23 protein-coding genes are annotated in these 22,281 nt (G+C 67.8%); 1 reads left to right on the top strand and 22 read right to left on the bottom strand.

The genetic code is table 11. From position 1 onward, the window contains the following. Window position 1: 1 nt before the first annotated feature. From C8D78_RS01755 to C8D78_RS01665, 19 genes are all read right to left on the bottom strand, one after another. Window positions 2–520, bottom strand: a complete 519-nt coding sequence (locus tag C8D78_RS01755) for a PH-like domain-containing protein (RefSeq protein ID WP_120950647.1) — start codon at window positions 518–520, stop codon at window positions 2–4. After that, window positions 520–1,902: a dihydroorotase gene (locus C8D78_RS01750; protein ID WP_120950154.1), complete on the bottom strand. Its 1,383-nt coding sequence runs from the start codon at window positions 1,900–1,902 to the stop codon at window positions 520–522. Before C8D78_RS01750 ends, C8D78_RS01755 begins: the two co-directional genes overlap by 1 nt. Beyond that, the gene (locus C8D78_RS01745; protein ID WP_120950153.1) at window positions 1,902–2,930 is read right to left on the bottom strand and encodes an aspartate carbamoyltransferase catalytic subunit; all 1,029 of its coding nucleotides are present in this window, start codon (window positions 2,928–2,930) and stop codon (window positions 1,902–1,904) included. Before C8D78_RS01745 ends, C8D78_RS01750 begins: the two co-directional genes overlap by 1 nt. Continuing rightward, entirely contained in the window at window positions 2,927–3,526 is a 600-nt protein-coding gene (gene pyrR, locus C8D78_RS01740) for a bifunctional pyr operon transcriptional regulator/uracil phosphoribosyltransferase PyrR (RefSeq protein ID WP_120950152.1), read from the bottom strand. Before pyrR ends, C8D78_RS01745 begins: the two co-directional genes overlap by 4 nt. 203 nt (window positions 3,527–3,729) lie before the next feature. Further along, complete coding sequence (gene nusB / locus C8D78_RS01735; RefSeq protein ID WP_091251831.1) at window positions 3,730–4,140, bottom strand: transcription antitermination factor NusB; 411 nt, start codon at window positions 4,138–4,140, stop codon at window positions 3,730–3,732. Next, window positions 4,140–4,703 (bottom strand): elongation factor P, encoded by a 564-nt coding sequence (gene efp, locus C8D78_RS01730; RefSeq protein WP_018773146.1) that lies wholly within the window; start codon window positions 4,701–4,703, stop codon window positions 4,140–4,142. Before efp ends, nusB begins: the two co-directional genes overlap by 1 nt. A gap of 155 nt (window positions 4,704–4,858) precedes the next feature. Continuing rightward, window positions 4,859–5,377: a tetratricopeptide repeat protein gene (locus C8D78_RS01725; protein ID WP_120950151.1), complete on the bottom strand. Its 519-nt coding sequence runs from the start codon at window positions 5,375–5,377 to the stop codon at window positions 4,859–4,861. Continuing rightward, window positions 5,377–6,468, bottom strand: a complete 1,092-nt coding sequence (gene aroB, locus C8D78_RS01720) for a 3-dehydroquinate synthase (RefSeq protein WP_120950150.1) — start codon at window positions 6,466–6,468, stop codon at window positions 5,377–5,379. The genes C8D78_RS01725 and aroB overlap by 1 nt, the downstream gene beginning before the upstream one ends. Then, window positions 6,468–7,031 carry a shikimate kinase gene (locus tag C8D78_RS01715; protein WP_279629518.1) on the bottom strand — a complete coding sequence of 188 codons (564 nt, stop codon included), beginning with the start codon at window positions 7,029–7,031 and terminating at the stop codon, window positions 6,468–6,470. Before C8D78_RS01715 ends, aroB begins: the two co-directional genes overlap by 1 nt. A 68-nt stretch (window positions 7,032–7,099) precedes the next feature. Beyond that, window positions 7,100–8,299, bottom strand: coding sequence for a chorismate synthase (aroC, locus tag C8D78_RS01710; RefSeq protein WP_120950148.1), 1,200 nt, complete (start codon window positions 8,297–8,299; stop codon window positions 7,100–7,102). A gap of 26 nt (window positions 8,300–8,325) precedes the next feature. After that, window positions 8,326–9,270 (bottom strand): shikimate dehydrogenase, encoded by a 945-nt coding sequence (locus C8D78_RS01705; RefSeq protein ID WP_120950147.1) that lies wholly within the window; start codon window positions 9,268–9,270, stop codon window positions 8,326–8,328. After that, window positions 9,267–11,078 (bottom strand): endolytic transglycosylase MltG, encoded by a 1,812-nt coding sequence (mltG, locus tag C8D78_RS01700; protein WP_120950146.1) that lies wholly within the window; start codon window positions 11,076–11,078, stop codon window positions 9,267–9,269. Before mltG ends, C8D78_RS01705 begins: the two co-directional genes overlap by 4 nt. Further along, on the bottom strand, window positions 11,075–11,659 hold the full coding sequence (ruvX, locus tag C8D78_RS01695; protein ID WP_120950145.1) for a Holliday junction resolvase RuvX: 585 nt from the start codon (window positions 11,657–11,659) through the stop codon (window positions 11,075–11,077). The genes mltG and ruvX overlap by 4 nt, the downstream gene beginning before the upstream one ends. Before the next feature lie 11 nt (window positions 11,660–11,670). Continuing rightward, window positions 11,671–14,349: an alanine--tRNA ligase gene (gene alaS / locus C8D78_RS01690; protein WP_120950144.1), complete on the bottom strand. Its 2,679-nt coding sequence runs from the start codon at window positions 14,347–14,349 to the stop codon at window positions 11,671–11,673. Between the two features lie 186 nt (window positions 14,350–14,535). Further along, complete coding sequence (locus C8D78_RS01685; protein ID WP_208641839.1) at window positions 14,536–14,802, bottom strand: DUF6167 family protein; 267 nt, start codon at window positions 14,800–14,802, stop codon at window positions 14,536–14,538. 20 nt (window positions 14,803–14,822) lie between these two features. Next, on the bottom strand, window positions 14,823–15,197 hold the full coding sequence (locus C8D78_RS01680; protein WP_120950142.1) for a DUF948 domain-containing protein: 375 nt from the start codon (window positions 15,195–15,197) through the stop codon (window positions 14,823–14,825). 178 nt (window positions 15,198–15,375) lie between these two features. Further along, entirely contained in the window at window positions 15,376–16,002 is a 627-nt protein-coding gene (gene rpsD, locus C8D78_RS01675) for a 30S ribosomal protein S4 (RefSeq protein ID WP_091251848.1), read from the bottom strand. A 187-nt stretch (window positions 16,003–16,189) separates the two neighbouring features. After that, window positions 16,190–16,588: a cupin domain-containing protein gene (locus tag C8D78_RS01670; protein ID WP_120950141.1), complete on the bottom strand. Its 399-nt coding sequence runs from the start codon at window positions 16,586–16,588 to the stop codon at window positions 16,190–16,192. Window positions 16,589–16,860: 272 nt separating this feature from the next. Next, window positions 16,861–18,330 carry a replication-associated recombination protein A gene (locus C8D78_RS01665; RefSeq protein ID WP_120950140.1) on the bottom strand — a complete coding sequence of 490 codons (1,470 nt, stop codon included), beginning with the start codon at window positions 18,328–18,330 and terminating at the stop codon, window positions 16,861–16,863. A 68-nt stretch (window positions 18,331–18,398) separates the two neighbouring features. Between C8D78_RS01665 and C8D78_RS01660 the strand changes: the two genes are divergently transcribed. Further along, complete coding sequence (locus C8D78_RS01660; RefSeq protein WP_120950139.1) at window positions 18,399–19,046, top strand: acVLRF1 family peptidyl-tRNA hydrolase; 648 nt, start codon at window positions 18,399–18,401, stop codon at window positions 19,044–19,046. Window positions 19,047–19,111: 65 nt separating this feature from the next. On the opposite strand, the gene C8D78_RS01655 is transcribed toward C8D78_RS01660, so the two are convergent. From C8D78_RS01655 to aspS, 3 genes are all read right to left on the bottom strand, one after another. Next, window positions 19,112–19,357 (bottom strand): hypothetical protein, encoded by a 246-nt coding sequence (locus C8D78_RS01655; protein ID WP_120950138.1) that lies wholly within the window; start codon window positions 19,355–19,357, stop codon window positions 19,112–19,114. A gap of 208 nt (window positions 19,358–19,565) precedes the next feature. Then, the gene (locus tag C8D78_RS01650; protein WP_120950137.1) at window positions 19,566–20,402 is read right to left on the bottom strand and encodes a GNAT family N-acetyltransferase; all 837 of its coding nucleotides are present in this window, start codon (window positions 20,400–20,402) and stop codon (window positions 19,566–19,568) included. Window positions 20,403–20,494: 92 nt separating this feature from the next. Next, complete coding sequence (aspS, locus tag C8D78_RS01645; protein ID WP_120950136.1) at window positions 20,495–22,279, bottom strand: aspartate--tRNA ligase; 1,785 nt, start codon at window positions 22,277–22,279, stop codon at window positions 20,495–20,497. Window positions 22,280–22,281 lie beyond the last annotated feature (2 nt).

The raw sequence follows: 22,281 nt of genomic DNA, 5'->3' as shown, positions 1-22,281 counted from the left end.
TTTACTTTCCACTATCGGCTTCTGCCTGAGGGGCTGCGGAGATCAAATCTTGGAGGGTGGCCAGGAGCAGGTCCTTGTCCTCGGCACGGCGGGTCCGGAAGCCGGTGTCCAGCTCGTGCGAGCCAAGCATCCAGCTGAGCACCAGCAGGCCGTCCTTTTCCACGAACTTTCCGGCCATGCCGCTTTCCAGGCGCACGCCGGTCAGCGCTCCGGCCGGGATGAACACGGGGCCGGCGCCTGCGCGCTCGAACAGCGCCCCTTCCGGGTACACGCTGAGCCCGGCGTTGGTGCGGATGCCCAGGTTCTGGACGGCGATCCGGTCCAGCCAGTCGCCGGCGGTGGTGGAGGCAACGTACTGGCCGTCGGCCTCAGCAAGCGGGGCACCGAGTTCGGCGGGGACCCCGGGAAGGGGCTCGACGTCGGACTGGCGGCGCAGGCGGTTGCGCCAGCCGAGCCAGATCAGCGCCAGCGCGACGCCAACCAGGACCAGTGTGAGGAGCAGGGAAAGGTCCTTGACCATCAGGACCGAACCGCCGGGGCGTCCGCGGCGTCGTCCGGCCACCGGTACGGGGTATTGAGTGTGCCGTCGAGGACGGTCGGGTGGCCCTTGAAGAACGTCGCCACCACCCTGCCGGGGAGTTCCCGGCCGGCAAACGGAGAGTTACGGCCCATGGTTGCCATCTTAGAAGGGTCCACGGTCCAGCGCGCAGCCGGGTCTACGAGTATGACGTTGGCGGGTTCGCCGGCCTCGAGCGGGCGGCCCTGGTCCTGGAGCCGGCCGATGCCGGCCGGTGCGGTGGAGGTCACGCGGGCAAAGTCGGCCCAGCCCATCAGCCCGGTTTCAATCATGGTGTGCTGGACCACGGACAGCGCCGTTTCCAGGCCGGTCATGCCCATGGCGGCCTGCGCCCACTCGCATTCCTTGTGCTCGCTCGGGTGCGGCGCATGGTCGGTACCGACGACGTCGATCGTGCCGTCGGCCAGCGCCGCTCGCAGGGCCTGGACATCGGCGTCGGTGCGCAGCGGCGGGTTGACCTTGTAGACGGGGTCGTAGCTGCGGGCCAGCTCATCGGTGAGCCACAGGTGGTGCGGGGTGACCTCGGCCGTGACGTTGACGCCGCGGGACTTGGCCCAGCGGATGATCTCCACCGACCCGGCCGTGGAAACGTGGCATACGTGAAGGCGGGAACCGACATGCTGGGCCAGCAGAACGTCGCGGGCGATGATGCTTTCCTCGGCGACGGCGGGCCAGCCGGCAAGGCCGAGGACGGCGGAGACCTCGCCCTCGTTCATCTGGGCGCCGGCGGTGAGGCGCGGTTCCTGCGCATGCTGGGCGACGACGCCGTCGAACGCCTTGACGTATTCAAGCGCGCGGCGCATCAGCACGGGGTCGTGCACGCAGATGCCGTCGTCGGAAAAGACCCGCACCCGGGCGCGGGAGTCGGCCATGGCGCCGAGTTCGGCGAGCTGCTCCCCCGCAAGGCCCACGGTGACGGCACCCACCGGGCGGACGTCCACCCAGCCGGCGGCCCGGCCCAGCGTGAGGACCTGTTCGACGACGCCGGCGGTGTCCGCCACAGGCGTGCTGTTGGCCATCGCGTGGACGGCCGTGTAACCGCCCAGGGCGGCGGCACGCGTGCCGGTTTCCACGGTCTCGGCATCTTCGCGGCCGGGCTCGCGCAGGTGCGTGTGGATGTCCACCATGCCGGGCAGCGCCACGAGTCCGGCGGCCTCAATGACTGTCGCGTCCCCCACCCCGACGCCGTCGGCGTCCAGGTGCGGGCCGCGGGCGGCGATAATGCCGTCGCGGATCAGGAGGTCCTCGGCTGCTCCGCCCAGGATCGCGGCACCGCGGATGAGGTAGGCGCCGCTGTTGCTTGCATGCTGTTGCTGTTCGGCCATCAGTGGCTCTCCTGGTGGGAATAGGTGGCGTTCGGATTGGCGGCGTGGGAGGAGGCGGCCGGTTCCCGGGTCTCCCCGGAGAGCAGCAGGTACAGCGCTGCCATCCGGATGGAGACGCCGTTGCGGACCTGCGCCAGGACGGTGGAGCGGGGCGAGTCCGCCGCGGCCGAGGATATTTCCAGGCCGCGGTTCATGGGGCCGGGGTGCATGATGATGGTGTCTTTGAGCCCCAGGGTGTCCAGGGCGCGGAGCCGGTTGTCATCGAAGCCCCAGCGGCGTGAGTATTCCCGGGTGGTGGGGAAGAAGGATGCGTTCATCCGTTCGCCCTGGACCCTGAGCATCATCATCGCGTCCACCCCCTTGGCGAGGGTTTCGTCGAGGTCGAAGCTGACCGTGCAGGGCCATTTTTCGACGCCGATGGGCAGCAGGGTGGGAGGCGCGACGAGCGTGACCTCGGCGCCCAGGGTGCGCAGCAGCCAGACGTTGGAGCGTGCCACCCGCGAGTGCAGGACGTCGCCGGCGATTGCGACGCGCATCCCCTGCAGATCGGCCCCCGTGGAGGGGATGCCGGCGAGCTTGGCCCAGTGCCGGCGCATGGTGAAGGCGTCCAGCAGGGCCTGGGTGGGGTGTTCGTGGGTGCCGTCGCCGGCGTTGATGACGGCGGCGTCGATCCAGTCGGTCGCGGCGAGCCGGTGCGGGGCGCCGGAGGCCCAGTGCCGGATCACGACGGCGTCGGCTCCCATGGCCGCCAGCGTCTGGGCGGTGTCCTTGAGCGACTCTCCCTTGGAGACGGAGGAGCCCTTCGCGGCGAAGTTGATGACGTCGGCGGAGAGCCGCTTCGCTGCGGCCTCGAAGGAAATACGGGTACGGGTGGAGTCTTCGAAGAAGAGGTTGACCACGGTGCGGCCGCGCAGGGCAGGCAGTTTCTTCACCTCACGCTCCCCCACGGCTGCCATTTCCTCGGCAGTGTCGAGGATGCGGATGGCGTTCTGCAGGCTCAAGTCTTCGGTGGAGAGCAGGTGCCTCATGCGGTGGCCTCGATGACCACTTCGTTGACGGGGACGCCGTCTACGGAGTCGGTTTCCTCAAGCCGGACGCGGACCTTTTCCGATGACGAGGTGGGCAGGTTCTTGCCCACGTGGTCCGCGCGGATCGGCAATTCCCGGTGGCCGCGGTCAATCAGGACCGCCAGGCGGACGATCCGGGGGCGTCCGAGGTCGATAAGGGCATCCAGGGCCGCGCGGATGGTCCGGCCCGAGTAGAGTACGTCGTCGATCAGCACAACCACTTTGTTGTCGATCCCGGTGCGCGGCAGCTGGGTGGGGTACGGCGGGCGCGTGGGCTGGTGCGAGAGGTCGTCGCGGAACATCGTGACGTCGAGCTGGCCGACGATCGCGGCGGCGTCAACGGTGGGATCCGCGGCGGCGATCTTAGCGGCGAGGCGCACAGCCAGGGGATAGCCCCGGCGGGGAATGCCCAACAGGACGAGGTCCTGGGAGCCCTTGTTGGCCTCGAGAATTTCATGGGCGATACGAGTAAGCGCACGGTCGATGTCAGCCTGGTTGAGGACAACCCGGGTGAGCACAACCGTCGCAGGACGCGGTGCTGAAGGCACTGAAGTCAAAGCTCGTCTCCCCTTTCCCCGCCTCACGGGACGGAATTAAAAAAGGATTATTTGCTCTTTCAAATTACCACAGCGGCACCCGGGGTCCGGTCCCTGGCCGGGCGTTCTACGTCACAGAAGAGTTCGGACGGAAGGCATGCAAAAAGGACCGCCCCTGCCATGCGGCGGGGGCGGTCCTTTGGTGAAGCTGGTGCTGAACGGGCTCAGGCCAGCAGCGAGGGCTTCAGCTGCTGCAGCCGGCCGAGCAGGCCGTTGATGAACGACGGCGACTCGTCCGTGGAGAGCGTCTTGGCCAGGGCCACGGCCTCACTGACCGCCACGCCATCCGGGACGTCGTCGTTGTAGAGCAGTTCCCAGGTGCCGATTCGCAGGATGATGCGGTCCACGGAGGGCATGCGCTCCAGGGTCCAGCCCTGCGAATAAGTCTCCAGGAACTCGTCGATCGCGGCCTGGTGGGACACCACGCCTTCGACGATTTCGAGGGTGTAGGGGTTGACGATCTGGTCGGTCTGCTCCCGACGCGACTTCAGTACATCGAACGCCGAAGCGGAGCGCTGCTCTGCCTCGAAGAGAACATCCAGGGCCCGGTTCCGGGCCTTACCGCGGGCACTCACTAGTCGTTGACCCGGCCGAGGTAGCTGCCGTCGCGGGTGTCGACCTTGACCTTGGTGTTGTTCTCGACAAACAGCGGCACCTGGATCTCGTAGCCGGTTTCGAGGGTGGCAGGCTTGGTGCCGGCCGAGGAGCGGTCGCCCTGCAGGCCCGGCTCCGTGTAGGTGATCTCGAGAACGACGCTCGGGGGCAGTTCGATGTAGAGCGGGTTGCCCTCATGGATGGCGATGTTGACCATCTGGTTCTCAAGCATGAAATTGGTGGCGTCGCCGACGGTGGCGGCGGAGACCGTGAGCTGGTCGAAGTCCGAGGTATCCATGAAGACGAAGTCGGCGCCGTCCTGGTACAGGTACTGGTAGTCGCGGCGGTCCACCGTGGCGGTCTCGATTTTCAGTCCGGCGTTGAAGGTCTTGTCGACCACTTTGCCGGACATCACGTTGCGCATCTTGGTGCGCACGAACGCGCCACCCTTGCCCGGCTTGACGTGCTGGAACTCGATGATGTTCCAAAGCTGGCCCTCAAGCTTGAGGACGGTGCCGTTCTTGATGTCGTTTGTGGTTGCCACAGTATCCTCTTCGTTTCTATCTGGTTCCATCGGGCCGGTGCTATCGGCCTGACGTCATATGCCGGGCCGGCATGCCAATCGGGCCGCCAGCGCGTGTTTGTCAAAAATCCAAGTTCTATTCTACCGGTTCCCGGGCAACGCTGGCTGACGGCGGTTCAGGACTGCTGTTCCAGCACTTCCCGGGCGCGCTGCAGGGCCACCGCCGAGGCGTAAATGAGCGCGGCGTCCGCGGAGCCGGCCACGCGCAGGTCGAGGGCCTTCGCGAAGGACTCGACGGCGGCGCCCACGTTGCCGCCAGCGAAGTAGGACCGGCCCAGGTGCTGGCGGACGGCGGCCTCTTCCAGGGTGCCCTGGGTTTCTGCGAGGAGCTGACGGAAGACCTCGACGGCGCGGTCGAAGCGGTTAGAAACCCTGAGCACGTCCGCCTCGAAGATTCGCAGCCGCAGCGAGTCCGGGTCCTTGTACCGGGCCTCGGCGAGCAGTTCGGCGGCCTCGGCCGCGTGCCCTTCGACGAGGCGGACGAGGATCAGGTCACCGGGGTCCGTGGATGCCGCCAACGCCTCGGCCATGACCTCTTCGTTGACGATCTGGGGCATGAGGCTCCGCGGATTGATCCGGATCCCGGGAAACCCCGCGTCCGGCCACTCGCTCGTGCCGCCCTTGACCATGTTCATCAGGAGGCAATCTCCTGGTAAGCGGCGAAAAGCAGCGACGTGTCGGGGACGTCGAGGATGCCCGGCCGGCCGACGCCGTCGAGGACCACGAAGCGCAGGAGGTCACCGCGGGACTTCTTGTCCCGGCGCATGCCGTCCAGGAGGGCCTGCCAGCGGTCGCGGCGGTACGTGATGGGCAGCCCCAGGCTTTCAAGGATGCTGCGGTGCCGGTCGGCGTCGGCGTCGCTGAGCCGGCCGACGCTGCGGGCGAGCTCGGCGGCGAACATCATGCCCACCGAGACGGCCGCGCCGTGCCGCCAGGAGTAGCGCTCGGCGAGTTCGATCGCGTGCCCCAGGGTGTGGCCGTAGTTCAGGATCTCGCGCTGGCCTGTCTCCTTCAGGTCCTCCGAGACCACCCGGGCCTTGACGCTGATGGCGCGTTCGATGAGTTCCCGGAGCACGTCGGAGCGGGGATCGGAGACCGCGGACGGGTCCTTTTCGATCAGGTTGAGGATGGCGGGGTCGGCGATGAAGCCGCACTTGATGACCTCGGCCATGCCGGAAATGATCTCGTTCTTCGGCAGCGTGTCCAAGGTGTCGAGGTCCGCGAGGACGCCCGCGGGCGGATGGAACGCGCCCACCAGGTTCTTGCCCTCGGCCGTGTTGATGCCGGTCTTGCCGCCGACGGAGGCATCGACCATGCCCAGCAGGCTGGTGGGCATGTGGATGACCTTGACGCCGCGCAGCCAGGTCGCGGCGACAAAGCCGGCGAGGTCCGTCACGGCGCCGCCCCCGACTGCGACGATGGCGTCCGAGCGGGTGAAGTCGTTCTGCCCCAGCACCTGCCAGCAGAAGGACGCCACCTCAATGTGCTTGCCTTCTTCGGCGTCGGGGATCTCCGCTGTCAGGGCGGTGAAACCGGCGGCGGCCAGCTCTTCCCGGACGGTGTCGCCGGTGAGCCTGAGCGCGCGGGGATGGATCACCAGAACACGCTTGACGCGTTCGCCCAGGAGGCCCGGCAGGCTTGCCAGGAGGCCGCGGCCAACCACGACGTCGTAGTTCTCAGCGGGCGTCTGACCGGTGACCTTGATGACGGTTGCTTCGGTACTCACTATTCAACTTCCTTTGTCGCCGCCGGGGCGGGCACAGCTGCGGATTTGGCCGCGACGTACTCCCCCAGCGCATCTTCCAGCCGGTGAGCCAGTTCCGGGATACTGCCCCGCCGGACATCGAGGACGAGGTCTGCGAGCCGTTCGTAAACCGGCTGCCGGGTGGCGAACAGGGTTCGCCACCGGCCCATGGCGTCGCCGGCCAGGAGCGGCCGGCCCGAATTCCGGGCGATGCGTTCCGCCACAGTTTCGGCGTCGCACTCCAGATACACCACGGTACAGCGGCCCAAGAGCTGCTGCGTTCCCGAGTCGAGGACGGCCCCGCCGCCGAGGGAAATGACAGCCTGGCCGCGCCGGGCGTCCTCGACCGCATGCGCGACGGCCCGGGCCTCCATCTCACGGAAGGCATGTTCGCCCCGGCTGGCGAAGATCTCGGCGATCGTGCCGTGCTGTGCCACCACGACGGCGTCGGTGTCCACGAAAGCCCAGCCCAGGTGCTGGGCGAGCTGTTGGCCGATCGCCGATTTGCCCACGGCCATTGGTCCGATCAGGACGATCGGGCCCAGAGGCTCTGCGGCGGGCGTAGCCGCGGGCTTGGCCGCGGCGGAAGGCTGTTCGTTGTTCCCGGCCGGCACTAGTGGCCGATCGAGTCCAGGGCCGCCGGAATGTTGTCCAGGTAACCCTTGATGTTGCGGGCGGTCTCCTGCACGGAGTCGCCGCCGAACTTTTCCGTGACCGCTTCGGCGAGGACCAGGGCCACCATGGCCTCGGCGACCACGCCGGCGGCCGGGACCGCACAGACGTCGGAGCGCTGGTGGTGGGCCTTGGCGGCCTCCCCCGTGCTGACGTCCACCGTCTTGAGCGCGCGCGGCACCGTGGCGATCGGCTTCATGGCCGCGCGGACGCGCAGGACGTCGCCGATGCTCATGCCGCCTTCGATCCCACCTGCCCGGTTGGACGTGCGGATGATCTTGCCGTCCGAATCCTTGACGATTTCGTCGTGGGCGGCCGAGCCGCGGCGGGCAGCCGTGAGGAAGCCGTCGCCGACTTCAACGCCCTTGATGGCCTGGATGCCCATGAGGGCCGCGGCCAGGCGCGAGTCAAGGCGCCGGTCCCAGTGGACGTAGCTGCCAAGTCCCGGCGGCAGGCCGTAGGCCAGCACCTCGACGACTCCCCCGAGGGTTTCGCCTTCCTTGTGCGCGACGTCGACCTCGGCCACCATCGCGTCCGAGGTTTCCCGGTCGAAACAGCGCAGCGGATCGGCGTCGAGGGCCAGGACGTTGTCCGGGACCGGCAACGGCCGGCCTTCCGGTACGGCCACACTTGCGATGGACACGGTGTGGGAGACGAGTTCGATTCCAAGCTGCTTGAGGAACGCTGCGGCGACCGTGCCGAGGGCAACCCTGGTGGCCGTCTCGCGGGCGCTGGCGCGCTCCAGGACCGGACGGGCCTCGTCGAAGCCGTATTTCTGCATGCCGGTGAAGTCGGCGTGGCCGGGCCGGGGCCGGGTGAGCGGAGCGTTCCGGGCCTGGTCGGCCAGGATTTCCGGATCGACCGGATCGGAGGACATGATCTGTTCCCACTTGGGCCACTCGGTGTTGCCGACCTGGATGGCGACGGGGCCGCCCTGGGTCAGGCCGTGGCGGACGCCGCCGAGGATTGTGACCACGTCCTGCTCGAATTTCATCCGCGCTCCGCGGCCGTAGCCGAGCCGCCGGCGGGCCAGGGCCTCGCTGATGTGGCCGCTGGTGACTTCCACACCGGCGGGCACGCCTTCAATAATTCCGACCAGTGCCGGGCCATGGGATTCTCCGGCAGTCAACCAACGCAACATAAATTCCATCCTGCCACGTCGGGAGCTTAGAACACCCGTCGGGGCGCCCCGACTGCGTCACACATCACATCTATGACTCCGGCGGGCATGGCGTCGCCCAGCCCGGTGAAGTGCCGCACTTGCTCCACCGCCTGGTAGAGGAGCATTTCAAGTCCCGGGACCACGGTACCGCCGGCATCCTGCCAGACGGCGGCAATCCGGCTGGGCCACGGATCGTAGGCGACGTCCAACAGCACGCCCGCGATGCCGCCGGTTTTTTCCTGCAGACCTGCCGCGCCGGCATCGGGAGACAGCACTCCTGACGGCTTAGCTTTCACTTCTCCTGCCAGCTCCCCGGCCAGCGCGTCGGCCGCGTGGGGCGGCAGAGTGGAGATGACGACGTCGGCCATCGCGACGGCGGCTCCGGCGCCTTGCAGGGGCAACACGCGGATGGGCAGACCAACGGCCACGGAGGCCGCGCGGGCCTCTGCTGCGCGGCTGACATCGCGGACGAACACGTCCGCGGACGCGGAACCAAGTTCCTTGAGGGCCGCGACGGCAGCCGCCGCAGTCCCGCCCCCGCCGAGGACCGCTGCGGTGGGCGCCGTGACCGCCCCCGCGTGCCGGAGCGCATTGACGATGCCGGCCACGTCGGTGTTGTACGCGACCAAACGGCTGTGGCCACCACCGTTTCCGTCGGGTTCGAAGGCGACAGTGTTGACGACCCCGAGCGCACGCGCCACGCCCCGGACCTCGTCCACTTCGGCCGCCATGGCGGTCTTGAGCGGCATGGTCACCGACAGCCCCCGCCAGGACCCGTCCGCGCGCGCTTCATCCCTGACCTGCCGCATGAATCCGGGCAGCGCGGCCTCCGTCACGTCGATGGCGGAATAGGCGATGTCCAAGCCCAGGTGGGCGTAGGCGGCCCGGTGCAGCGCCGGTGACTTCGAATGGCTGATGGGATGCCCGAGCACGGCCGCCCGAAGCGTCATACGCAGCGGCCCGGGTTGGCCTGGCACCACGCGTCGTACTGCGCCACGTAGCCGAGGTGCTCAGCCAGGGTCTTGGAGAACTTGGTCTCCTTGGTGTCCAGGTTGATGGTGACCCAGTACAGGTAGTTGTTGGTCTTGGGCTTGGCGGCGGCGTCGATGGCCGTCTTGCCGGGCGAGCCGATCGGTCCGGCGGGCAGGCCCTTGTTGGCGTACGTGTTGTACGGGTTCGACTTGTCGGCCTTCTGGTTTTCATCGATGTGGAAGCTCCGGATGCCCAATCCGTAAGTGACTGTGGCATCGGACTGGATGAGCCCGTTGGTCTCGGTGTTGTTGGGCTTGAGGCGGTTGTAAATGGCGCCGGCCACATCACCGTATTCGGCCTGGCCGCCCTCGGCCTGGACAATGCTGGCCACGGTCACGATGTCGTACTGTTTCGCGGGGTCGGTGACGCCCTGGGCCTTGAGTTCGTCCAGGGTGTTGCCGACGAGCTTCTTCAGAATGTCCTTGGCGGAAGATCCCAGCGGGAAGCGGTACTCCCCCGGGGCCAGGTAGCCCTCCAGGTTCTTGGCCTTGGCAGGGAGGCCGAACTGCGTGGGCGCATCACTGAGCGCTTTCAAAGTGTCCAGCGAGATTCCGGTCCCCTCGGAAATCGCCTGCAGGGATTCGCCGACCCGCAGCCCGGCGCTCAGCGCAAAGTACATGACCTTGCCCTTGTCCTTGTTGAGCAGGATGTCCACCGCATCGGAGTTCTTCATTTCCTGGCGCAACGTGAAGGTGCCCGGGCTGAGCGCTCCGCCGGAGGCGGCGAACTCCTTGAGGAACGTGTCCGCGTTTGCCACCACCTTTTTGGATACGAGCTCGGTGGCCACCGACTTCGGCCCCGCTCCGGGTTCGACCGTGATGGTGACCTCCCCGGTCCCGGGGCCCGGATAGTCGGCCACGGTGTCCCCGCCCAGGAGGGGCTTGAGGAACTGTGCGCCCACGGCCACGGCTACGACGAACACGGTCAGCGTCAGCACCAGTGCCAGGAAGCGCCGCCGGCGCCGGACCTTCTTGGAGGGACCCTTTTCATAGCGGCTGGCTCCGGCCATCAGTTCGTGGCCCGGTTCGTCGTGGTACTCGGCGACCGGCTGCGCCGCGGCGTGGGGGTCGCTGGCGTCCTCGTAAAAATCGGGGGCCGCGTCCTGTTGTCCCAGATCGTGGGGGTGCAGTGCGTAGCCCTCGTGCTGGACGGCGCCGTGGGCAGTCGCCTCGTGGGCGGTCGCCTCGTGGCCGGCTGCGTAGCCGTGCTGGCCCGCTATCGCGTAGACGGCGTCCTCGCGGGCGATATCTTCGCGGACCGGCTCCTCGTGGGCCAGGTCCTCACTGACCGGCTCCTCGTGGGCGGGGTCCGCGCGGACGGGCTCTTCGTGAACGGGCTCTTCGTGAACGGGCTCTTCGCGGACCGGCTCCTCGTGGGCCAGGTCGTCGCGGACGGGGGTGAACTGCGTAAAGTCATGGCGCGCCGGCGCTTCGTCAGCGGCGACGTCGTGCACAGGTTCTTCATGATCCTCGTGCACAGTCGGAGCGTTATCGGGGAACTCGGGGGCAACTCCGGGGAGTTCCGGTGCGGCCTGCGGCAGCTCGCTCTCAGGTGCAGGCGCCGTCGCCGGATCGTCCTGTCCGGTCTCAAAGGCCTGCGGCGGGATCACGTTGTGTCCCTGCGTCGCCAGGAGCTTTTCCCGGGCCCTGATCTCTTTGCGCGTCAGCGGTCGGCCGGCGCCACTCAGGGCATCACCGGAGGAGTCATCACTGTTGACCGGGCTCACTGTAGCCTTCCATTGTCTGAAGAGTGCGTCTGTACTGCCGGTCCGGTCTGTGCGCCGTCTCCGGTCGGCCCCGGCGCAGACTCCGCGTACACGCGGTTTCCGACCTCCGTTCCCCTGGCCTTTTGCATATCAATCGCATGTTGCAGAATACCTGCCGCCGCAACCTGATCAACCACTGTACGGTGATTTCTGCTGCTCATGCCAGCTTCGTGCAGGTTGCGGTGGGCTGTCACCGTGCTGAGGCGCTCGTCAATCAGGCGCACGGGCACGTCCGTTCCCGCCTCCTGCAGCGACCGGGCCAGCAGGAGGGCATAGTCTGTGGCCATCCTGGCGGAGGCGTGCTCTTCGCCCCGCATGGTGCGCGGCAGTCCCACGAAGATCTCAACGGCGTTCAGCTCCGCGGCCAAGGCGGCCAGGATGCGCACATCAGTGTTCTTCTTCACGTTCCGCTGCAGCGTGCGCAGCGGAGTCGCCAGGATCCCCTCGGGGTCGCAGAGGGCCACACCCACGCGGACGGTGCCGACGTCCACCCCGAGCTTCACACCCCGGGGATAGACGCCGGCCACAGCTCCTTCAGTCATGGAGGATCCGCTTATCGCCGGGTGATGGCGTCCACGACGGCGCTCAGGGCAGCGCCGACCTGGGCTGCGTCGGTGCCGCCGCCCTGGGCGACGTCATCCTTGCCGCCGCCGCCGCCGCCGAGCACACCGGCGGCCAGACGGACGAGGGCCCCGGCCTTCACCCCGGCGGCCCGGGCGGCCTCGTTCGTGGCGATCAAGATCACCGGACGGTCGTTGCTGACGCCTGCGACGGCGACAGCGGCGGCCTCGGAGCCAAGACGGGTCCGAAGGTCCAGGGCCAGGCCGCGCAGATCATCCGCGCCGCTGACCTGGCCGGCGTCGTGCGCGATCACTTTCACGCCGGCGGCATCCGTTGCCGTACCGGCCAGCTGGGCCGCGGCAGCCGTGAGCTGGGCCTTGCGCAGGCGCTCAAGCTCCTTTTCCGCGGTCTTGAGCTTGGTCAGCGTGCTGGCGATCCGGTCCGCGAGGAGCCCGGAGGGAACCTTCAGCATTTCGGTGAGCTCGGTGACCAGGGCCCGCTCCGCGGCGAGGTGCCGGAAGGCGTCCATGCCCACGAAGGCTTCGACGCGGCGGTTTCCCGACCCCACGGACTGTTCGCCGAGCAGGGACAGGCTGCCGATCAGGGAGGTGTTCTCGACGTGGGTGCCGCCGCAGAGTTCGCGGGACCAGGCGCCGTCAATCTCCACGACCCGGACCTCGTTGCCGTAGTTCTCGCCGAACAGGGCCATCGCGCCGAGAGCCTTGGCCTCCGCGAGGCCCATGATCTTGGTCTCCACCCGGAAGTTGTTGCGGATGGCGATGTTAGAGACTTCCTCGATCTCGGACCGGGTTGCGGCGCTCAGGCCCTCACCCCAGGCAAAGTCGAAGCGCAGGTAGCCGGCCTTGTTGAATGAGCCGCGCTGCAGGGCCTCCGGGCCGAGGATCTGGTGCAGGGCCGCATGCACAATGTGCGTGCCAGTGTGCGCCTGTTCGGCGGCGTGGCGGCGTTCCCGGTCGACGGCGGCCTGGACCAGCGAGTCGGACCCGATTTCGCCTTCGCGGACGATCGCCTTGTGCACACTGAGGCCCTTGACGGGTCGCTGGACGTCCAAGACCTCGACGACGAAGCCGTCGCCGGTGATGAGCCCTGTATCGGCCGCCTGGCCGCCCGCCTCGGCGTAGAAGGGGGTCTCCGCGAGGACCAGTTCGATTTCGTCACCCGTGGAGGCCTGGGAGACCTTCCGGCCGGCGGAAAGGATGCCGCGGACCTTGGACTCGCCCTGGAGCTCGGTGTAGCCGGTGAAGACGGTTTCGCCCTGCGAGAGGAGTTCCTGGAACGCGCTGAGGTCAGCGTGCGCGCCCTTCTTACCCTTGGCGTCGGCCTGGGCGCGTTGGCGCTGTTCAAGCATGAGCTTGCGGAACTCGGGCTCGTCGACCTTGAGCCCGGCTTCCTCGGCCATCTCCAGTGTGAGGTCGATCGGGAAGCCGTAGGTGTCGTGCAGGGCGAAGGCGTCCGCGCCGGACAGCGGCTGGTTGGCGGCCTTGGACTCCTTGACGGCGTCCTCGAGCCTGGCCGTGCCGGAGGCGATGGTGCGCAGGAACGCCTTCTCTTCGGCGTAGGCGATCCGGCTGATGCGCTCGAAGTCGGTCTCGACGATCGGGTAGACGCCCTTCATGGCGTCCCGCGAGGCCGGCAGAAGCTCGGGCAGGCAGGCCTTTTCGACGCCCAGCAGGCGCATGGAGCGCACTGCACGGCGGATCAGGCGCCGCAGCACGTAGCCGCGGCCCTCGTTGGAGGGGGTCACGCCGTCGGCGATCAGCATGAGGGCCGAGCGGATGTGGTCGGCGACGACCCGCATCCGGACGTCGTCGGTGTGGTGCGGGTCCTCAGGCGTCTCGGCCGAGGTGTACTCGCGGCCGGACAGCGCCGCGGCACGGTCGATCACGGGACGGACCTGGTCGGTCTCGTACATGTTCTCGACGCCCTGCAGGATCATCGCGAGGCGTTCCATGCCGAGGCCGGTGTCGATGTTCTTCTTGGGCAGCTCGCCGGTGATGTCGAAGTCCACCTTGGAGCGGACGTTGTCGATCTGGTACTGCATGAAGACGAGGTTCCAGATTTCGACGTAGCGGGTCTCGTCGGCAATGGGGCCGCCCTCGACGCCGTAGGCGGGACCCCGGTCGTAGTAGATCTCGGAGCAGGGGCCGGCCGGGCCAGGCTGGCCGGTGGACCAGTAGTTGTCGGCCTTGCCCATCCTCTGGATGCGCTCGGCGGGGACTCCGGTGTTCTTCAGCCACAGCTCTTTGGCTTCGTCGTCTTCTTCGTAGACGGTGACCCAGAGCCGCTCCGGCGGCAGTCCGTAGCCGCCGTCGTCCACGCTGGTGGTGAGGAGCTCCCACGCGAACTTGATGGCGTCTTCCTTGAAGTAGTCGCCGAAGGAGAAGTTGCCGCACATCTGGAAGAAGGTGCCGTGACGGGCGGTCTTGCCGACTTCCTCGATGTCACCGGTCCGGATGCACTTCTGCACGCTGGTGGCCCGCTGGTAGGGGGCCTCTTCACGGGCCGTGAGGTACGGGATGAACGGAACCATGCCGGCCACCGTGAACAGCAGGGAGGGGTCGCTGGAGACCAGGGAGGCGGAGGGCACGGCGGTGTGTCCCTTGCTGACAAAAAAGTCGATCCAGCGCTTGGTGATCTCCTGCGACTTCATGAGCTGATTTCTTACCCTTCAATATGCACTGCGTTCAATATGCATTGCGTTGTGTGGCCCGCGTCTGTGCCGCGGGACAAGCTGATGTCCGGCACCGGAGCCGCCCTGTCATTCCAGGACTCTTCCCGGGTGGTGCCAACTTGCCGACGCCCGTGAAGGGCACCGTACTTAGTAATTCTCTCCCGGCTAGCGCCGGACTGCATCCCGGCGGGCGATCAGGCCGCCGGGGCCCGCCTCGATGGTGGTGTCGATACCGAGCGCGGAGCGGAGTTCGGCTTCCCGCTCCCCCATTCCCGCACGGACTGCATCCGCGAAATCGTACACGCCGTCCGCCAGGCGCCCCACGGCACGGTTGAGTCCCTCGGGGCCGAGTGCGGACTTTGCTTCGGTGATCTTACGGAAGGCGATGACGCCGATCGCGACGCCGATTCCCATCCAAATAATTCTGTTCATTAGCAGGTTCTCCCGGAGGGCTAGCGGCTGCGGCGGCCGGTGGCGGGCTTTTTGCGGCTGGCGAAGGCGGAGCGTACGCCGTAGCTGAAGGCAGCCACCTTGATCAGCGGCGAGCCCACGGTGGCGGCCATGAGGGAGGACAGCGCCGAAATGTTGGCGGAGGCGTCCGAGACGTTGGAGGCGATGCCGTCGACCTTCTTCAGCTGCTCGTTGGTGGTGGACACCGTGGCCGTCACTTCGTCCATGAGCGGGGTGGCGCCGTCGCTGATCGAGCGGATGGAGGTCCTTATTTCGTCAAACACGCCCCCGAGCTTCAGGATCGGCACGGCGAGCAGCAGGACCAGCAGTGCGAACACTCCAGCCGCGATCAGGCCGGCAATATCGCCACCAGACATAGACACTCATCTCCTTGAACTGCAGGGGATACCTGCTCGTTGCGTCGGGTCCCGACGGATTTCGCCGGCAGTTTCTGCCGGCAAGCAGAAACGGCTCCCGGGGAACTCCCCCAAGTACCTTACATACAAAGAAGCCCGCGGCGCTTGCCACGGGCTTCTTTGTAGGTGGTGCCTTTGATTAGCGCGCGTAGAATTCCACGACGAGCTGCTCTTCGCAGGTCACGGGGATCTCGGAACGCTTGGGGCGACGCACCAGTCGGGCCTGGAGGGCGTCAAGCTTGACGTCCAGGTAAGCCGGAACCATCGGCAGGACGTCGCGGTGAGCGCCGGCTGCTGCGACCTGGAACGGAGGCATGGTCTCGCTGCGGCTGTGAACGTGGACCAGCTGGCCCTCACCGACGCGGAAAGACGGACGGTCAACGCGGATGCCGTCAACGAGGATGTGGCGGTGCACAACCAGCTGGCGGGCCTGGGCGATGGTGCGGGCGAAGCCGGCACGCAGCACGAGGGCGTCAAGACGCATTTCGAGCAGTTCGATCAGGTTTTCACCGGTCAGGCCCTTGGTACGGCGTGCTTCTTCGAATGCACGGGTCATCTGGGCTTCGCGGATGCCGTACTGGGCGCGCAGACGCTGCTTTTCGCGCAGACGTACGGCGTAGTCGGAGTCCTGCTTCTTGCGGGCACGGCCATGCTCACCGGGGCCGTACGGACGGCGCTCCATGTACTTGGCGGCCTTGGGGGTCAGAGCGATGCCGAGTGCACGCGAAAGGCGTGCGGTACGGCGAGCACGAGTGTTGTTAGCCACTTGTGTCCTTCCAATATCTGCGGTGTGTCAGTGTTACTGGCCTCCACGATGGAGAGCATCGGCCAACCGCTGCCTTTTGCTACTGGGCACAGGGCAACCCTCATCAAACGCGAAGTTTCAATGGATTGTGCGTCCGTGCCTTGCCAGACAACGAACCAGCCTACCATGATCCGGCCGGCGTCCCCATTCAGATGCGGGCGTGCACGCCGCGGCCTGCCCTGCGCACGAACGACGCCGCACCTATGAATTCCACGGCCACAAAGGGCTCCGTGCCCACAACCCATTCGTCATGGCCCGGTGGAATGGCGTAGGTGTCGTTGGCGTGGATCAGGGAGTGCAGCCCTTCAGCCGTCTCGACCTCCATCATCCCGGAGATGCAGAAGCCCAGATGGTGGTGCAGGCAGACGTCGGTCTGCTCGTACGGTCTGGTATCCACAGACCACCGCCAGCCCGGGCCGAGGATCAGCTTGGCGACCGAGTAATCGTTCACGGTGCACAGATCGAATTCGGCCTTGTCCGGGCACCGTTTCCTGTCGGGCAGATCGAAGGACTTGACTGCCATGGCGGTAACGCAATTGATGGTCATAGGACCCTACCTGGGGACGGGCGGAGACGCTTTCGCTGGAAGATCTTGGGTGAAACGAAGCCGGCTGCCGTTCCGGGGTCCGGGTGGCCAGAGCCGGCGAAGTGAGCCGCTGTCCCCTGCGCCGCACGAACAGCCAGCAGATCCGTGCTGACGTAGTTCCTCTTTCCACGTTAGACCTCTTGGTCCCGGTGTCAACGGTGGATTCCGGCACCGCGGGGCGCGGCAGGCCAGCCGCCGGTCAGGGCCGTTTGGGGGCAATATCCAGGGGAACGTCAACTGCCGCGGATGATCTTCCGGAGCCGTTCGAGCCGGGTGGAAATGTCGCGTTCGGCCCCGTTGGCGGTGGGTTCGTAGTAATTGCGGCCCACCAGATCGTCCGGCGGGTACTGCTGGGTGGCCACGGCGTGCGGGGCGTCGTGGGCGTACTTGTAGCCCTTGCCATGGCCCAACTGTTTTGAGCCCGGGTAGTGGGCGTCGCGCAAATGGGCCGGGATTCCGTTCCCGAGCCCGGCCCTGACGTCCGCGATCGCCTGGTTGATCCCCATATAGGCGGCGTTGGACTTCGGCGCGGTGGCCAGGTGAACCACGGCCTCGGCAAGAATAATCCGGCCCTCAGGCATCCCGATCAGCTGGACAGCCTGGGCGGCTGCGACGGCGGTCTGGAGCGCGGTCGGGTCCGCCATGCCGACGTCCTCGGCCGCGGAAATCACAATCCGGCGGGCCACGAACCGCGGGTCCTCCCCCGCCTCGAGCATCCGGGCGAGGTAGTGCAGGGCGGCGTCCACGTCGGAACCCCGGATTGACTTGATGAAGGCGCTGGCGACGTCGTAGTGCTGGTCTCCGGCCCGGTCGTAGCGGACGGAGGCGACATCGAGGGCCCGCTCCGTGTGCTTGAGTTCGATCTGCACCGGAGCGTTCTCCGCCGCCGTGGCGATTCCGTCGGCGTCGTCCGCGTCCCCGAACGCCACACCGGCGGCCGCCTCCAGGGCGGTCAGCGCCCGGCGGGCATCGCCGCCGGAGAGGCGGACGAGGTGGGCCAGCGCGTCGGGGCTGAGTTCGGCTTTGCCGTTCAGCCCGCGGACATCCGTGGCGGCCCGCTGGAGCAGGCCCTCGACGTCGGCGTCCGTGAGGGGTTTGAGGGTCAGCAGCAGCGAGCGGGAAAGCAGCGGGGACACCACGGAGAACGACGGGTTTTCGGTGGTGGCCGCCACCAGAACCACCCAGCGGTTCTCGACGCCGGGCAGCAGCGCGTCCTGCTGTGCCTTGTTGAAACGGTGGATCTCATCGAGGAAGAGCACCGTGGTGGTCTTGAACAGATCGCGCGCGGTCAGGGCCTCGTCCATCACGCGGCGGACGTCCTTGACGCCGGCGGTGATGGCGGACAGTTCAACGAACTTCCGGCCGGGTCCTTTCGCGATCACGTGAGCGAGCGTGGTCTTGCCGGTGCCGGGAGGCCCCCAAAGGATCAGCGAACTGGGGCCCGCGGGGCCGGTCGCGTCAGACCCGGCGGCGAGCTGGCGCAACGGCGAGCCCTGGCCGAGGAGGTGCTGCTGGCCCACCACGTCATCCAGGGTGCGCGGCCGCATCCGGACGGCGAGCGGACTCCGCGGCGACCCTGCACCGGCGGCGGAGCGCGCCGCGGACCGGGCGCTGCCGGATTGGTCAGTTCCGCCGTCGTCATAGCCGGCGTCGGCGTCGCCTGCGTCGGCATTGTCCCGCCCTGCGCCAAAGAGATCATCCACATAGATAGGCTACTTCTAGTTCCTGCCCGCCCCGACACCCCGCCCGACTACCCCAACGGAGACCCGCCATGTCCAGCCCCGAGTCCCGTGTGGCCTTTGTCTCCGGCGGCCGGTTGGCGGGGTGGGTGGAGCGCTTCGCGGCGAGCCATGGCGCCGTGGTGGAAGACGAGCTCGACGCCGGCCTGCGGCTGAGCGCCGCGGACGGCGCGGTGGCGCTGCTGCAGGCGCCCTGGCCCGTGGACGGCCGGCCCGGACGCGGCGGCGACGCGGTGACGCGGCTGGCCGCCCTGGCCGGGCAGCCGCGGACCATCGGCACCGTGCTGGTCCGCCGCGGCGGTTATTCGGTGGCCGTGGTCAGCGGCGGCGCCGTGCTCGCGTCCAAGACCGGCACGCGCCACGTCCAGTCACGGACCGCTGCCGGGGGCTGGTCCCAGCAGCGGTTCGCCCGGCGGCGGGCCAACCAGGCCGATGCCCTCGTGGAGGCGGTCGCCGAGCACGCCGGCAGAATCTTCGCCCCGCACCCGATCGAGTACCTCGCGCCGGGCGGCGACCGCACGCTCGCCGATCAGGTGCTCGCCGAGCCCGTGCTGAAGCGCTACGCCGGCCTGCCGCGGCTGGCGTTCCTGGACGTCCCGGACCCGCGCGCCGCGGTCCTGAAGAAGGCCGCGGCGGAGCTGTGCTCGGTGCGGATCCTCGTGACGGATCCAGTGCAGTAGTGCGGCATTCGCCGGGATCCGTCGGAGCGGAGGTCGCTCCCGGAACGCACACCAGGCGCCGGCTCCTAGGTGCGGGCTTTGCCTTTCACCGGTGTCGCAGGCAGGCTCGCGGCCCATGCAATGCCGAGGGCGATCTGCAGAACACTGATAGTCCGCGTTATCTCGGGATGCCTGGCGAACATGCGCATGCACTCACGCCACGGCTTCGGGCCGACATCCCACCGGGTGCAGTGCTCGACCGGAAACAACGCTCCGAGGACCCCGTCACCGATGGCCATCATGGCCACGGTTTCGGCGATAGTTACTCTCATGAGACGCCTCCATGAAGGGTGAAAGTGGCCGCCCTTCCCAGCATGCCGGGCGCCGGAGGTCAGGTGTCCTCCTTCATTTCCGACTATCCCGGGCCATGCCGGGGGGCTCCCAGTGCTGAAAGGCCCCAAACCGCAAGACGCCGCGACCGGGCAGCCTTGCCGGGCTGCCCGGCGGAGGAAGGCGCCATTCCGTTGCCGGCCACAATCCTCAGCAGCCGGTCAGGTGCCGTTTCGGCCGCTCCTGCCGGTAGAGATACCGGCAGGCTTCGCGGAAGCCGGCCCGTGCGTACAGGGTCCTGGCGTCGGCGTTGGACGCCATCACCAGAAGCCAGCAGCCCGCCACGCCGCGGGCGTCGCCCTCGCGCAGTAGCGCCCGGACTATGCGGCCGCCGTAGCCACGCCGCCGCGCGTCAGGACGCGTAGCCATGCAGTACAGGCCGCCCCAGCGGGATCCGCCGGGCGCTGGGCGGGGCAGGGCGAGCCGTGCGACGGCGGCGGGCACGCCGTCGTCGTCCCGGATCAGGGCGTAGGCGGCCGGGCACCCTTCGAGGATCCTGCGGGCCACGGCGAGCTCGGCCGCTCCCCCGCGGCCGTCGACGCTCCACCACAGGTCCAGCCACTCCGCCGACGGCTCGGCGGAGATTTCCACGGCCGGGTCCGGGCCGCCGGTGTCCGGCCCGGGCTCCGAGCTGCGCGCCAGGACCAGGGTTTCGGACTGCCGGGTGAACCCCTCGTCGTCGAGCACCGTGTTCAGGGCCGCGGAGCGGGGCCCGTCAAAGACTTGGAAGATCAGCGGAAGACGGCGGTTCCGGTACCAGAGGCGCGCCGCCCGGACCGCGGCCACCTGCCGGTGCGGGTCCGCGCCGGACTCCCGTACCCAGACGGAGTTGGCCCGCTGCGTCACGCCGGACGCGGCCCGCATCACCCAGCCGCCGGACTCCTCCCGGTCGATGGCGGGCCACGCTCCATCCATCAGCTCCTCCAGCCCGGGGACCGCCGCGGGAGCCGGTGCGGGTTTCGAGGCGGGGCGTGGGCTCAGGTCCATCGAGGTTCTCCGTTCAGAACGAGTACTGCCGCCATAAAGGGAGCAGGGGCTCCCCGGTTGCCCGGGAAGCCCCTGCTAACACTGCCAGAGGGTCAGTTCTTGCCGTCTTCGGGCTTCTTGGCCTCGGGCTTGAAATCGACGCCGGCTTCCTTGCGCTGCTGCGGCGTGATGGGAGCGGGCGCCTGGGTCAGGGGGTCGTAGCCGCCGCCGGACTTCGGGAACGCGATGACGTCGCGGATGGACTCCACACCGGCCAGCAGGGCGACCACCCGGTCCCAGCCGAAGGCGATGCCGCCGTGCGGAGGCGCACCGAACTTGAAGCCCTCCAGGAGGAACCCGAACTTGGTCTGGGCGTCTTCCTTGTCCAGGCCCATGAGCTCGAAGACCCGCTCCTGGACGTCGCGCTCGTGAATACGGATCGAGCCGCCGCCGATTTCGTTGCCGTTGCAGACGATGTCGTAGGCATAGGACAGGGCCGACTCGGGGTCCGTGTCGAACGAGTCCATGAACTCGGGCTTGGGCGAGGTGAACGCGTGGTGCACCGCGGTCCATTTGCCGGCGCCGACGGCGACGTCGCCGGACGCGACCGCAGCGGCGGCCGGCTCGAACATCGGCGCATCCACGACCCAGCAGAACGCCCAGTCGGAGGGGTTGATGAGGCCGGTCCGGTGCCCGATCTCCACGCGCGCAGCGCCGAGGAGGGCGCGGGACGGGGTCTTCTCGCCGGCGGCGAAGAAGATGCAGTCCCCGGGCTTGGCCCCGACGGCGTCGGCCAGTCCCGCACGCTCGGCGTCGGTCAGGTTCTTGGCGACGGGACCGGCGAGTTCGCCGTCTTCCTTGTACAGCACGTAGGCCAAGCCCTTGGCGCCGCGCTGCTTGGCCCATTCCTGCCAGGCGTCGAGGGCGCGGCGGGCCTGGGAGGCGCCGCCGGGCATGACCACGGCACCGACGTAGGGGGCCTTGAAGACACCGAAGTTGGTGTCCTTGAAGAACTCGGTCAGCTCGGTCAGTTCCAGGCCGAAGCGCAGGTCCGGCTTGTCCGAGCCATAGCGGGCCATGGCGTCGTGGTAGGTGATGCGCTGGATCGGCGTGGGGATCTCGACGTCGATCAGCTTCCACAGCGCCTTGACGATGTTCTCGCCAAGACTGATGATGTCATCCTGGTCCACGAAGCTGGCCTCGATGTCCAGCTGGGTGAATTCGGGCTGGCGGTCCGCGCGGAAGTCTTCATCACGGTAGCAGCGGGCGATCTGGTAGTACTTCTCGAAACCGCCCACCTGCAGCAGCTGCTTGAAGAGCTGCGGGGACTGCGGCAGCGCGTACCAGGAGCCCGGGGCCAGGCGTGCCGGGACCACGAAGTCACGGGCGCCTTCCGGCGTCGAACGGGTCAGCGTGGGCGTTTCGATCTCCACGTAGCCGTCCTGGTGGAGCAGCTCACGGGCCACGCGGTTAGCTTCCGAACGCAGGCGCATGTTGCGGGCGGGGCCGGGGCGGCGCAGGTCCAGGTAGCGGTGCTTCAGGCGGGCTTCCTCGCCGACTTCGACGTGCTCGTCGATCTGGAACGGCAGCGGTTCCGAGGTGTTGAGGATGGTGACCTTCTCGGCCATGACTTCAATCTCGCCGGTGGGAAGCGCCGGGTTCTCGTTGCCTTCGGGGCGCTGTGACACGGTGCCGACAATCTGCAGCACGTACTCGTTGCGCAGTCCGTGGAAGACCTCTTCCTCACGGACCACAACCTGGGCGACGCCGGACGCGTCGCGCAGGTCAACGAATGCGACACCACCGTGGTCACGACGCCGGCCGACCCAGCCGGCGAGGGTTACGGTTTGTCCAATGTGCTCGGAGCGAAGAGATCCGAGGTCATGTGTGCGCAGCACAG

The sequence above is a fragment of the Arthrobacter oryzae genome, assembly GCF_003634095.1.
Taxonomy (GTDB): Bacteria; Actinomycetota; Actinomycetes; order Actinomycetales; family Micrococcaceae; genus Arthrobacter; species Arthrobacter oryzae.
The sequence above is the reverse complement of the archived record's forward strand: the minus strand, read 5'-3'. Positions and strand labels throughout refer to the sequence as shown.

Excerpts from the sequence above, each read along its gene's own strand:
- C8D78_RS01750 (WP_120950154.1), bottom strand. The coding sequence starts at position 1,902 with ATGGCCGAACAGCAACAGCATGCAAGCAACAGCGGCGCCTACCTCATC.
- C8D78_RS01660 (WP_120950139.1), top strand. The coding sequence starts at position 18,399 with ATGTCCAGCCCCGAGTCCCGTGTGGCCTTTGTCTCCGGCGGCCGGTTG.
- C8D78_RS01755 (WP_120950647.1), bottom strand. The coding sequence starts at position 520 with ATGGTCAAGGACCTTTCCCTGCTCCTCACACTGGTCCTGGTTGGCGTC.
- C8D78_RS01670 (WP_120950141.1), bottom strand. The coding sequence starts at position 16,588 with ATGACCATCAATTGCGTTACCGCCATGGCAGTCAAGTCCTTCGATCTG.
- C8D78_RS01655 (WP_120950138.1), bottom strand. The coding sequence starts at position 19,357 with ATGAGAGTAACTATCGCCGAAACCGTGGCCATGATGGCCATCGGTGAC.
- C8D78_RS01745 (WP_120950153.1), bottom strand. The coding sequence starts at position 2,930 with ATGAGGCACCTGCTCTCCACCGAAGACTTGAGCCTGCAGAACGCCATC.
- C8D78_RS01725 (WP_120950151.1), bottom strand. The coding sequence starts at position 5,377 with ATGAACATGGTCAAGGGCGGCACGAGCGAGTGGCCGGACGCGGGGTTT.
- C8D78_RS01680 (WP_120950142.1), bottom strand. The coding sequence starts at position 15,197 with ATGTCTGGTGGCGATATTGCCGGCCTGATCGCGGCTGGAGTGTTCGCA.
- C8D78_RS01705 (WP_120950147.1), bottom strand. The coding sequence starts at position 9,270 with ATGACGCTTCGGGCGGCCGTGCTCGGGCATCCCATCAGCCATTCGAAG.
- aroC (WP_120950148.1), bottom strand. The coding sequence starts at position 8,299 with ATGTTGCGTTGGTTGACTGCCGGAGAATCCCATGGCCCGGCACTGGTC.
- C8D78_RS01685 (WP_208641839.1), bottom strand. The coding sequence starts at position 14,802 with ATGAACAGAATTATTTGGATGGGAATCGGCGTCGCGATCGGCGTCATC.
- C8D78_RS01650 (WP_120950137.1), bottom strand. The coding sequence starts at position 20,402 with ATGGACCTGAGCCCACGCCCCGCCTCGAAACCCGCACCGGCTCCCGCG.
- alaS (WP_120950144.1), bottom strand. The coding sequence starts at position 14,349 with ATGAAGTCGCAGGAGATCACCAAGCGCTGGATCGACTTTTTTGTCAGC.
- ruvX (WP_120950145.1), bottom strand. The coding sequence starts at position 11,659 with ATGACTGAAGGAGCTGTGGCCGGCGTCTATCCCCGGGGTGTGAAGCTC.